Annotated in this window: 8 protein-coding genes; 5 read left to right on the plus strand and 3 right to left on the minus strand. The window is 44.2% G+C overall.

Annotated features, from left to right (window positions below; translation table 11 throughout):
- The first annotated feature begins 22 nt into the window (after positions 1-22).
- Positions 23-3,097, plus strand: coding sequence for a transglycosylase domain-containing protein (locus tag ABE021_RS12640; protein ID WP_430289098.1), 3,075 nt, complete (start codon positions 23-25; stop codon positions 3,095-3,097).
- A gap of 91 nt (positions 3,098-3,188) precedes the next feature.
- Here ABE021_RS12640 and acsA read toward each other — a convergent pair whose 3' ends face one another.
- Positions 3,189-4,907 (minus strand): acetate--CoA ligase, encoded by a 1,719-nt coding sequence (acsA, locus tag ABE021_RS12645; protein ID WP_430289099.1) that lies wholly within the window; start codon positions 4,905-4,907, stop codon positions 3,189-3,191.
- 177 nt (positions 4,908-5,084) lie between these two features.
- Between acsA and ABE021_RS12650 the strand changes: the two genes are divergently transcribed.
- Genes ABE021_RS12650 through ABE021_RS12660 form a run of 3 tightly spaced genes read left to right on the plus strand, consistent with a single transcriptional unit; the run spans position 5,085 to position 7,546 of the window.
- Positions 5,085-5,717: a GNAT family N-acetyltransferase gene (locus tag ABE021_RS12650; protein WP_430289101.1), complete on the plus strand. Its 633-nt coding sequence runs from the start codon at positions 5,085-5,087 to the stop codon at positions 5,715-5,717.
- 15 nt (positions 5,718-5,732) lie between these two features.
- A complete protein-coding gene (locus ABE021_RS12655; RefSeq protein WP_430289102.1) occupies positions 5,733-6,383 on the plus strand; it encodes an acetoin utilization AcuB family protein in 651 nt (216 codons plus the stop codon).
- Entirely contained in the window at positions 6,380-7,546 is a 1,167-nt protein-coding gene (locus ABE021_RS12660; protein WP_430289103.1) for an acetoin utilization protein AcuC, read from the plus strand. Before ABE021_RS12655 ends, ABE021_RS12660 begins: the two co-directional genes overlap by 4 nt.
- Before the next feature lie 94 nt (positions 7,547-7,640).
- Here ABE021_RS12660 and ccpA read toward each other — a convergent pair whose 3' ends face one another.
- Together ccpA and ABE021_RS12670 are read right to left on the minus strand one after the other, a co-directional pair.
- Positions 7,641-8,645 carry a catabolite control protein A gene (gene ccpA / locus ABE021_RS12665; RefSeq protein ID WP_430289104.1) on the minus strand — a complete coding sequence of 335 codons (1,005 nt, stop codon included), beginning with the start codon at positions 8,643-8,645 and terminating at the stop codon, positions 7,641-7,643.
- Positions 8,646-8,728: 83 nt separating this feature from the next.
- Positions 8,729-9,811 carry a bifunctional 3-deoxy-7-phosphoheptulonate synthase/chorismate mutase gene (locus ABE021_RS12670; RefSeq protein ID WP_430289106.1) on the minus strand — a complete coding sequence of 361 codons (1,083 nt, stop codon included), beginning with the start codon at positions 9,809-9,811 and terminating at the stop codon, positions 8,729-8,731.
- A gap of 161 nt (positions 9,812-9,972) precedes the next feature.
- Between ABE021_RS12670 and ABE021_RS12675 the strand changes: the two genes are divergently transcribed.
- Positions 9,973-12,105 carry a cell division protein FtsA gene (locus ABE021_RS12675; RefSeq protein ID WP_430289108.1) on the plus strand — a complete coding sequence of 711 codons (2,133 nt, stop codon included), beginning with the start codon at positions 9,973-9,975 and terminating at the stop codon, positions 12,103-12,105.
- Positions 12,106-12,139 lie beyond the last annotated feature (34 nt).

Below are 12,139 nucleotides of genomic sequence, written 5' to 3' on the forward strand. Positions count from 1 at the left end.
TAGATTTTTAGGGGGGAACGAATTGACTAAACAGGACAAAAAACGGGTTGAAGAACTTGAAGATAAATTCGAAGCGATAAAGAAAACCAAATGGGCCAAAAATACCCGGATTGCCTCTGGTGTAATCTGGAATCTATTGATGCTTTTCTTAGTTATCGGTTTGACGTTAACGGTTTTTGGCGCTTCCGTAGGGGCAGGATATTTTGCCTCGCTTGTTGAAAAGGAACCACTTCGTTCCAAAGCAGAAATGCGCAGTGAAATACTCAGTTATGAAGAAACATCCGAAATTTATACAAACGGAAAGTACTTAAGGAAAGTACGCTCTGATATCGACCGGAAAGAGGTCAAACTTAAAGATGTGTCTCCTTACGTCATCAATGCCGTTTACGCAACCGAAGATGAATACTTCAATACACATAAAGGCATTGTCCCTAAAGCTGTCTTTCGGGGACTCTTTCAAGATGTTACCAACTCAGACAACCAAACGGGTGGCTCGACGCTGACTCAACAGCTTATAAAAAACCAGATTTTAACGAATGAAATCTCTTATGAGCGGAAAGCGAAAGAACTTTTGCTTGCGATGCGTTTAGAGCACTTCATGACTAAAGATGAAATTCTGGAAGCTTATTTGAATATCATTCCATACGGACGTAATTCGAATGGTGGAAACATTGCTGGAATCGAAGCAGCCGCTGAAGGGATCTTCAATAAGCCCGCGAAAGAGTTGAATCTCGCTCAATCTGCATATATTGCAGGGATTCCCCAAGCTCCTTTCGCATATACACCGTTTTACAACGGTTCAAATGGACTAAAAGACGACAAAGGATTGAAACCCGGTATCAATCGGATGAAGACCGTCCTATTCCGAATGAAAGAAACGGAATATATAACTGAAAAAGAGTACCAAGAAGCGATGGCTTACGATATTACAAAAGATTTCAGAACTGCTGCCGAGGCACCTAAAAGCAGAGATGAATTTTTAACAGATGAAATACAGCGCAGCACGATTGCCATACTTGCTGATAAAATAGCTGAAGAAGATGGCATCGACGCAGACCGTTTGAAAGAAGATAAGAAGCTCAAGGAAAAGTATGATATTCTCGCAGAGCGTTCCATGAGAAATGATGGATACCGTATTTATTCAACTGTGGATCTGCAGTTGTATAACGCGATGAACGATGTTGCCGAAAATTTCACCCAGTATGGATTCACTTATTCAGAGAATTCAACTAATCAACAGACAGGTGAAAAGAAAACAGAAAAGTTGCCAGTACAAGTAGGCGCAACGTTGCTGGATAATAAAACAGGAAAAATCTTGGCGTTTGTAGGCGGTCGTGATCATGAATTGGAATCTGTCAATCACTCCACGCAAACGATTCGTCAACCTGGATCGACGATCAAGCCACTACTAGTTTACGCACCGGCAATTGAATATGGTGTTATCGGCGCAGGCAGCCCCGTGGTCGATGTTAAATTCAATCTTCGAGGGTGGAAACCAGTCAATTTCTTGCCATACCAAGAACTCGGTATCATTTCAGCCCGACAAGCACTTACGACTTCCCAAAACTTAGCAGCAGCTCGGCTTTATAATCAAATTCAAGACCGTCGCCCCGCCGATTTCCTGAAGAAAATGGGTTATGCCAACTTAACGCCGCAAGATTACGAAAGCCCTTCTGCGGCACTAGGTGGATTGAGTCATGGCGGTAGTGTGCAAGAGAATACGAGTGCCTATTCGACTCTTGCAAATGGCGGCCAGCATGTCGATCCTTACATTATCGAAAAAATAGAAGACAAGAATGGCGAAATAGTATATCAACATAAAGTTGATCCTGTACAAGTTTTCAGCCCTCAAACGGCCTACATTGTTACAGATATGCTCAGGGATGTAGCGTCTAGCGGTACTGCAAAAGTGATGAAAAGCAAATTGAATTTCAATGTGGATATTGCAGCAAAAAGTGGGACAACGAACTCATTCAGCGATGCTTGGCTGCTTGGGTATAATCCTAATATATCCCTTGGCGTGTGGTTAGGTTACAAGTACCAAACCAAATCTCTGGAAAGCCCAGGAAATGCCCAATATGGCACCGCAAGCTCACGTACGAATGCTTTATATGCAAAGTTCATGAATGCCATTAACCAGGCTCGACCTGAAACAATCGGCCAAAATGTCCGTTTCCAGCGGCCGCAAGGTGTCGTGAACCGTTCATTCTGTGGAATTTCCGGGCTTGCCCCGTCAGCTGCATGTTCATCGGCAGGGTTGGTAAGATCCGATCTTTTCAATGCAAATGTCATGCTTCCTAACAAAGCCGATGACAGCATTATTTCATCCGCTTCCGTATCCGTGAAAGGGACAAGGTATGCAGCATTGCCTTCAACGCCTTCTGAATTCATAACAGCTGGCGGTGTAGGAGTCAATCAAGAGTTCATTAAACGGATGCTTGGACCTCTTGGCGGAGATGCTTCCAAGTTATTCCCGACTCGATCCGGTTTTGCATCTCAGGTCGTATCGGGAGCTATCTTCCCTGCGGACGGTGTGGCACCTGCTGGTGTGAGTGCCTCACAAAATGGCTCTGTATTGACATGGAGCCCGTCTCCTTCAAGTGATGTCATTGGTTATTATGTCTATAATGGCGGAACGCGCGTCGGAACGATCCGGGATGGTCAGTCACTCTCCTTCCCTATAGGAAGTGGAACGTATACTGTACGAGCTGTAGATATAACAGGTCTAACTTCTGCGTCTTCAAATGCAGTGACAACAGTTGCTAAAGTACCTGATCCCGTACCGCCTAGCGACGCCAACAATGGTTCAGGAGACAGTGATGGCGATACAGGTACGACGCCTCCTGATTCAAACACAGATACAGATTCAAAACCGAAACCGCCTGCAAATGGCAGTGGGGATGGGAAACCGAAGCCTCCTGCGAATGGCAGTGGGGATGGGAAGCCGAAGCCCCCTGCAAATGGCGGCGATGGCAAACCGAAACCACCGGCTACCGGTGGTGACGGAAAACCGAAGCCTCCTGCTAACGGCGGCGATGGCAAACCGAAGCCTCCTGCAAGTGGCGGCGATGGGGATAGCAATTCAGGCGGAGACTAATGAACACCGTCTCCCCTTTTTGCAAATATCATTGCAAGAAAAAGCTGGACAATCCCCCCAACGGGGAACTGTCCAGCTTTCTTTTTGTTTTTCAATCTTCCATAGTCGATAAATCACCAGTTGGTAAATCCAGTTCCCAAGCTTTAAGCACACGTCTCATAATTTTACCGCTTCGTGTCTTAGGCAGTTTGTCCTTGAATTCGATCTCTCTTGGGGCTGCATGACCGGCAAGCTCTTTTTTCACAAATTGCCGGATTTCTTCTTTCAATTCATCCGTCGGTTCATAACCATCATGTAACGCGATGAATGCCTTGATGATCTCCCCTCGCACCGGATCAGGCTTACCGATAACCCCTGCTTCAACAATTGCCGGATGCTCTATCAGTTTACTTTCGATTTCAAATGGTCCTACCCGTTCTCCGCTTGTCATGATAACATCATCCACACGACCTTGGAAAAAGAAGTACCCTTCCTCATCCATATATGCCGAATCCCCTGATACGTACCATTCACCATTCAAGAAGTAGGAATCATATTTTTCAGGGTTGTTCCAAATCGCTCTCATCATCGCTGGCCAGCCTTTTTTCAGCGCTAAGTTCCCCATTTGGTTCGGAGGCAATACATTCCCTTGGTCGTCAACAATTGCTGCTTCAATTCCCGGAACCGGCTTTCCCATCGAACCTGGCTTCAATGGAAGTGATCCAAAGTTACAGATCATCTGGGCTCCTGTTTCAGTCATCCACCAGGTATCATGAATTCGCATATTGAACGTTTCCATTCCCCATCGGACAACTTCAGGATTCAATGGCTCTCCTACCGATAAAATGTGTCGGAGTGACGAAAGATCGTGCCCTTCCATGGCAGCACTTCCTGCTCCCATCAACATACGGAAAGCGGTCGGTGCGCTGTACCAGACAGATACACCAAACTCTTCGACTGCACCATACCAGCTATCCGTCGAGAAACGTCCGCCAACAATCAGGTTTGTCGTCCCTGCTAATAACGGGCCAAAAATCCCGTACGCCGTACCTGTCACCCAACCTGGGTCTGCGGTACACCAAAATACATCTTCTTCCCGAAGGTCGAGAACCCATTTTGCAGTTTGAAGTTGTTGGACCATCGCTTCCTGTACATGCAGGACACCTTTAGGCTTTCCCGTAGAACCTGATGTATAGTGCAGCAAAGTCGGTGACTCGCGTTCTAGCCATTCCACTTCGAAATCGTTAGAAGCCTTCTCAAAATGCTTGTTAAAACTGATCACTTTACCTTCTTCTGAGACATCGTCCCCCACGACGAATACAGTTTCAAGGTTGGGCAAACGGTCGACAGGGATTCGGTCCAGCAGTTCCGGAGTCGTAACAATCGCTTTAGCATCGCTATCATCTAACCGATCATAGACAGCGCCCTCCATGAAGGCCTCAAATAACGGTCCTACAATCGCTCCGACTTTCAAAGCACCTAAAAGCGCAAAGTATAATTCAGGTGAACGCGGCATAAAGACGAAAATCCGATCCCCTTTTTCCAAAGTTGAATAGTTTTTCAATACATTCGCAGCTTTGTTCGACTTTTTCTTCAAGTCTCCAAATGTATACGTTTCGTTGCGTGAGCCGTCTTTATAGTAGAGCGCTACTTTGTTTTTTCGAAATGAATCAGCATGTCGATCAACCGCTTCGTGTGCAATATTCACTTTTCCCGTTTCATACCAGCTAAACTCTTTTTCAGCTTCTTTCCAATCGAAAGTAGCCGCCAATTTGTCATAGTCTTGCATTTGATAATCGGACTGCTGAGCCGGAATTGTCTTTAAAACCATAACAGAACCCCCCTAAATATGTACTAACACTTTTATTCTACATGAATCCATCTTAAATTAGCAAACAAATACTATTTTTCCGACAGTTCTTCGTTTTGTAATAAATATCATCAAAATAGGCGTACATTTCATGTATACTGTAAGCAGATGGATTATCAGTCGAAGGCGGTGAAATGGTTGGAGCATGTAAAAACCTATAATGCATTGGAATTGAAGCATAGGAATGGAAATTTAATTATTGAAGGGCCTATTCGCACTTCAGATCTTGAAAATTATGATTTTCACGAAGGATTAGTAGCCTTCAGAGCACCTGTTCAACAACACAAAGCTCTAATTGGGATATCTAAGTTACCGGAAGGCCGGATTATCATCGCCCGTTATCAGGACCAAATCGTTGGCTATGTTACCTATCTGTACCCAGACCCACTTGAACGTTGGTCTGAAGGAAACATGGAAAATTTGATTGAATTAGGTGCGATTGAGGTCATTGCAAAGTATCGGGGCGGCGGTGTAGGCAAGGCTCTTTTGGAGGTCTCAATGATGGATGAGGCAATGGAAGACTACATTGTCATTACCACTGAATACTATTGGCATTGGGATTTGAAAGAGACCAAACTCACTGTATGGGAATATCGCAAAGTGATGGAAAAAATGATGCAGCACGGAGGACTTGAATATTTTGCAACAGATGATCCTGAAATCTGTTCACATCCTGCAAATTGTTTAATGGCGCGAATTGGCAAACGTATCGGGCAAGAAGATGTCCAACGGTTCGATAGCTTACGATTTAAAAACAGATATCTGTACTAAGAAAGAAGGGATAGTATGTTAATCGAAGAAATCATGAAAACTGATGTCATTACGTTAACACCCGGACATACAATTAAAGAAGCTGCAGATTTAATGAGGACTTCCCATATAAGGCATCTCCCGATCGTAAGCGACGACAATCAGCTCGTTGGGATTATCACGGACCGTGATTTAAAAGAGATTATGCCCCATGGGGATCTTCCTGCAGAAAATAGAGCCGCTATTTATGCAAAGCCACTTTCTGAATGTATGGTCAAGAAGCCCATCACAGGTCATCCTATGGATTTTGTGGAGGAATCCGCCTTAGTTTTTTATCATAACCAAATTGGTTGTTTACCTATCGTTTCAAATCAAAAATTGGTCGGTATAATTACAGAAACCGATCTATTATACAAATACATCGAACTGACAGGCGCTCATCACCCCGGCTCCCAAATCGAAGTACGTGTCCCCAACATTCCCGGTATACTGCATGAAGTGACGAAAGTTTTCAATGAGTTCCAAACAAACGTCCAAAGTGTCCTAGTCTATCCTGATAAAGAAAATGAGGCTAATAAAATTCTTGTGCTCCGCATTAAAACAATGAATCCCATTTCAATTATCCAAGGTCTCAAAGGGCGTGGATTCGACGTTCTTTGGCCGAACTTCCCAGGGACAGAAGTATGAAAAGAGATGCGGTATTCGTATTTTCGGAAGATCAGCTAGGTTACTCATTTTCAGATACACATCCTTTCAATCAAAAAAGAATTACGTTAACACTGGATCTACTAAAGGCGATGCGTGCAATAACTGATGACGATATTATTCCCCCTCGCATGGCAACGGACGAAGAGCTACTGCTAGTTCATGAACCTAAGTTTGTCGAAATGGTAAAAAAAGCAGGTAAAGGTGAAATGGGACTTGAGATTGGCAGTGTATATGGAATAGGGACAGAAGATACGCCGATTTTCCTTAATATGCATGAAGCAAGCGCCATGCTCGTGGGTGGTACACTGACGGCTGTCGATGAAGTGATGCAAAATCGTGCTGGCTATGCTTTGAATCTTGGAGGCGGACTGCATCATGGTTTCCAAGGGAAGGCCTCGGGATTTTGTGTATACAATGATAGCTCTGTTGCCATCCGTTATTTACAGAAAAACTATAATGCGCGGGTACTGTACATCGATACAGATGCACACCATGGCGATGGGGTTCAGTGGACATTTTATGATGATCCTGATGTATGTACTTTGTCCATCCATGAAACAGGACGGTATCTATTCCCTGGAACCGGGCACGTGACCGAGCGTGGAAATGGAAAGGGGTATGGAACTTCGTTCAACTTCCCGATCGACGCGTTCACTGAAGACGAATCCTTTCTGACCATTTATGAAACCGCTTTCCGAGAAGTCGTTGAATGGTTCAGACCGGATGTGATTTTAACACAAAATGGCGCGGATGCTCATTTTTTCGATCCGTTAACCCATTTGTACGGCACTATGGAAATCTTTAAGGAGATTCCTAGAATCGCCCGTGAACTTGCAGACGAGTATTGCGGAGGGCGATGGATTGCAGTAGGAGGCGGAGGTTATGATATATGGCGTGTGGTCCCTCGAGCTTGGTCCCATATCTGGTATTCCATGAAGAAACTTCCTGCACCGGCAGGGCCCCTTCCTAATGAATGGCTTGATCGCTGGCAGCAGGATTCACCTGTTCCGCTTATCGAGACATGGGAAGATCCAAATCCGCTATACAAACCGATACCAAGAAAGGCGGAAATCGAAGAGAAGAATGCACAAGTCATGGAACGTTCACTACACTACATAAGAAGTGAGCAGCAACCTCGATAAAGTGAAATTCCCTCCATTTTTCCACAAAACAAAAGCAGAGTGGCTAAACTGCCTCTCTGCTTTTGTTTATAAATCATTTCGCTTTCAGTATACATCATTTTCTTCTGACGGAATCTCGGTACTCCAGTTGATACGGCAGCATTACTTGTTTCTGTTCAACTTCTTCGCCATTCATCAATTTCGTTAAGAGCCTCATCGATACAGCACCTAAATCATACAACGGCACACGAATAGCTGTTAACTGAGGACGGACAGCTCTGGCAAGAATGGAGTGCTGGAAACAAATCAGCTCGATATCATTCGGTACCGTAAGCCCTGCATCACGGATTCCATTCATTAGACCGACAGCTATTTCATCATTTCCTGCAAAAATGGCTGTTGGAGGTTCCGGAAGATTTTTCAAACGGTTCCATACTTCATACGCATCATCGTATGTATTATCCGTTTCCATTATATATCCATCTGGAATAGAGAATCCCGCTTCTGACATAGCCTCTTCATATCCTGTCTTTTTAGAAAGGCGATTAATATCACGGCTAAAAGGACCCGATATGAATGCAATGCGTTCGTGATCGTTTTCAATCAGTTCTTTCACTGCCAAATAGGCTGCGTCTTTGTTTTCAATGTTCACAGTCGGAAACTCGAACTCAGAATCCAACGTCCCCGCCAATACAATGGGAACATTAGCAGATTTCATTTCCTTTCGAACATCATCTGAAATCGAATCACTCATAAAGATCAACCCATCCACTTGCTTTCCGAGATGATCTTCAATCAGTTCAATTTCCCTTAAAGGACGCTTATCTGAATTGGAAAGGATAATATTGTACTCGTACATCGTCGCAACATCTGCGATTCCTCTTGAAAGTTCCGCATAATAGCTTTTTGAAATATCCGGTACAATCACACCTACAGTAGTCGTTTTTCTACTGGCGAGGCCGCGTGCTACAGCATTGGGCCGATAGCCGAGCCGTTCAATGCATGCTGTTACCTTCTTACGCGTTGCCGGTTTCACGTTGGGGTTACCATTGACCACCCGTGATACAGTAGCCATTGAGACGTTCGCCTCTCGAGCCACGTCATAAATTGTTACCGCCATACTGACCTCCCCTTTCGCCGTCTTTTTTATCTTTCTTTCCTAGTATACCAAAACGCCGGAGCGATGTAAGCTCCGGCGATAAATTATACAATTTGGTGCGTATTCATGAAACGTTTCATTTCTTCATAGAATTCGTCAAATTGTTCTATGTTCATTTGTTGAGCTGAATCAGACAATGCAACTGCTGGATCCGGATGCACTTCAGCCATCACTCCATCCGCCCCTACAGCAATTGCAGCCTTAGCAGTGGGAATCAGAAGATCTTTTCTGCCTGTAGAATGTGTAACGTCAACAAATACAGGAAGATGTGTTTCTTGTTTCAAAATCGGAACAGCAGAAATATCTAGTGTATTGCGAGTCGCACGTTCATAAGTACGGATTCCCCGCTCACAAAGCATGATCTGTGTGTTCCCTTTTGACATGATGTATTCTGCTGCATGAATGAATTCATCGATTGTTGCAGCCAATCCACGTTTCAACAATACTGGTTTATTCGCTTTTCCTGCTTCTTTAAGAAGCTCGAAGTTTTGCATATTCCGTGCACCAATTTGAATGACATCTATATAGTCAAGCGCTTCTTCCAAATGGGAGGGTGTAATAATCTCTGTTACGATGGACAAACCTGTCTCATCGGATACACGCTTCAAAATCTTCAATCCTTCCAATCCTAATCCTTGGAAGTCATAAGGAGATGTACGCGGCTTATATGCCCCGCCCCGCATCATCGTCAATCCTTTCGCCTTGATGGACTCAGCAACTGCCAGCACTTGTTCATAAGATTCTACAGCACATGGTCCAAATACGAATGAAGGAGTGCCATTGCCGATCTTTTCACCATTGATATCGACGATTGTGTCTTCCGCTTTCCTTTTCCGTGAAACGAGAAGCGCTTTTTTCTGTTCATCTTCTTGGACCTCAAGAGCTGACATGAAAATCCCTTTGAATACTTGTTCCAGAATACCATTCGGAATGGGTCCCTTGTTTGCTTCTTTCAAGAAATCCAGCATTTCTCTTTCTCGAACCGGATCATAACGATTTACACCTTGTTTTTCTTTTACTTTACCGATTTCTTGCACTACAGCTGTACGGTCATTAATGAGATCCAAAATCTTTACATTCAGTTCAGTCACCTGGGACCGCAGCTCTTCCAAATTATGTTGGCGCATAGTCATTCTCCTCCCCATTCATAGCATTCCCTTTTCGCATCGGAGAATGTATGGTACATTTTATAATAATAGACCTAGTATAATGAACCTCAGTTGAAAAGTCACGCTATTTAGCAAAATAGTTATATTTAATATATCGGAAAGACTTAGGAGGTACTAATATGGCGCCTTTGTTTGCACTGGATATCGGAACTCGTTCCGTTGTTGGAATAATTTTGGAAGAATCCGAATCCGGGTATCATGTCGTCGATCTTGAAATCATAGAGCATAAAGAGCGCTCGATGATCGATGGACAAATACATAACATCGTCAGCGTGGCTGCAGTAATCGAGGAAATGAAATCATTGCTAGAGCAACGACACGGACCTCTGAAAAAAGTAAGTGTAGCAGCTGCTGGACGAGCGCTGAAAACTGCTACTGGAACAATGTCGGTGGATATTACAGAGCACGCACTCATCAATCGTGAAGACATTAATCGGCTGGAACTCGGAGCAGTCCAAAAAGCACAGCAGGAACTACTTTCTTCTGACGCGAACACAACCGAAAGTCAATACTATTGTGTAGGGTATTCTGTACTTCACTATTTATTGGATAACGAAAGAATTGGTAGCTTAATCGACCAGACCGGCCGATTAGCGAGTGTAGAAGTAATCGCTACGTTCTTGCCCAGAGTCGTAGTGGAGTCCCTGCTTTCCGCCCTGAAAAGAGCCGATCTGGAAATGGAAGCACTCACTCTAGAGCCGATCGCTGCTATCAATGTCCTCATTCCGCAATCGATGAGACGGTTAAATGTTGCGTTAGTCGATATTGGAGCAGGAACTTCGGATATTGCACTTACTAATCATAACACGGTTTCTGCATTTGGTATGGTTCCAGTGGCTGGGGATGAAATAACTGAAGCATTGAGTTCCAACTATTTACTGGACTTTCCTGAAGCGGAGCGCATAAAGCGATTGTTGTTTGAAGAAGGTTCTGTTGTCATGAACGATATATTAGGGTTTGAACAACAGTTTCCCTCACAAGATGTCATTGCCGCCATCACTCCTGCCATCGATCGGCTAGCAGAGTCGATTGCTGATGAAATCAAGCGATTGAACAATACGTCCCCACAAGCGGTCATGTTAGTTGGAGGAGGCAGTTTGACCCCCACTTTGACCGCTAAGCTCAGTGCTGCACTGGACCTTCCATTACAGCGAGTCGCTGTACGCGGGCTCGATGCACTGACTGAAGTGACCCTTGCAGAACAAATCAGTTCGTCTCCTGCACTGGTCACGCCAATCGGCATTGCAATCGCCGCAAAACGCGCACCTATTCAGTACATATCCGTGAGCGTGAACGATAAAACGATCCGTCTCTTTGAATTAAAAGAAATGACCGTGGGGGATGCCCTTCTTGCAGCTGGCGTAAAAGCTAGACAGTTGTACGGAAAACCAGGCCTGGCGCTGCGTTTCACACTGAATGGACAAGAGATCACAATACCGGGCAGTCACGGGACACCTTCTGTTATTCTTAAAAACAAAATCAAGGTCAGTACTAAAGATTCCATACGTAACGGGGATTCCATTCAACTTCTTTTAGGAACAGATGGACATTCCGCAAAAGCGGTTATTGCAGATATAGTGGAATTAGAATCGCAACCAATTTCAGTAAAGATAAATGATAAGACAGTCCTATTGAATACGGAAGTGATGGTTAATAACGAATATAGAGATATTCAAACAGCCATTCAAGATCGGGATGATATCAAGGTTCATCGACCTATGACATTGCGAGACGCCTTACATGTACTGAATGGATACCCCGACAATCGTGAGGCATTGCAGGCGATTGTTCTAAATGGCAAACGGATCCATTTGAAATCCAAGCCTCCCGTCTATTCGCGGAATGGCTTCCCCATTTCACTCTCATCACGACTGGAAGATGGAGATTGCATTTCTTGCGAACAAAATTCCTTCTCTACAGTTGAAGCTGTTGCAAAGGAACTGGGTATTCAATTGATTGAACAGATAACCGTTGTTTTCAACGGTAAGCAAGTGACCATTACGAAACCTCGTTATTCAGTCATGCTGAATGACAAGTCCGTTGAAACAACTGCTCGGATTACAGAAGCTGATCAGTTGAATGTGACACCTTTAACAGGTCAACCGATCACATTCAGTGATGTCTTTTCTTTCGTCGACTACCAACTGCCTGCTCGATCTGCGTCCTCCTATAAACTCCTCCGCAATAATCAGCCGATACAATTTCATGATCAGCTGTTCGGGGGAGATGAATTAGAAATTCGTATTACGTAAAAAGCCATCCAATGTGAATTGGATGGCTTTTTAG

Source organism: Sporosarcina gallistercoris (assembly GCF_050459885.1).
GTDB classification, from domain to species: domain Bacteria; phylum Bacillota; class Bacilli; order Bacillales_A; family Planococcaceae; genus Sporosarcina; species Sporosarcina gallistercoris_A.

Bases quoted from the DNA above. Each gene is read 5' to 3' on its own strand.
- acsA (WP_430289099.1), bottom strand. From the start codon at position 4,907: ATGGTTTTAAAGACAATTCCGGCTCAGCAGTCCGATTATCAAATGCAA.
- ABE021_RS12655 (WP_430289102.1), top strand. From the start codon at position 5,733: ATGTTAATCGAAGAAATCATGAAAACTGATGTCATTACGTTAACACCC.
- ccpA (WP_430289104.1), bottom strand. From the start codon at position 8,645: ATGGCGGTAACAATTTATGACGTGGCTCGAGAGGCGAACGTCTCAATG.
- ABE021_RS12660 (WP_430289103.1), top strand. From the start codon at position 6,380: ATGAAAAGAGATGCGGTATTCGTATTTTCGGAAGATCAGCTAGGTTAC.
- ABE021_RS12670 (WP_430289106.1), bottom strand. From the start codon at position 9,811: ATGCGCCAACATAATTTGGAAGAGCTGCGGTCCCAGGTGACTGAACTG.
- ABE021_RS12675 (WP_430289108.1), top strand. From the start codon at position 9,973: ATGGCGCCTTTGTTTGCACTGGATATCGGAACTCGTTCCGTTGTTGGA.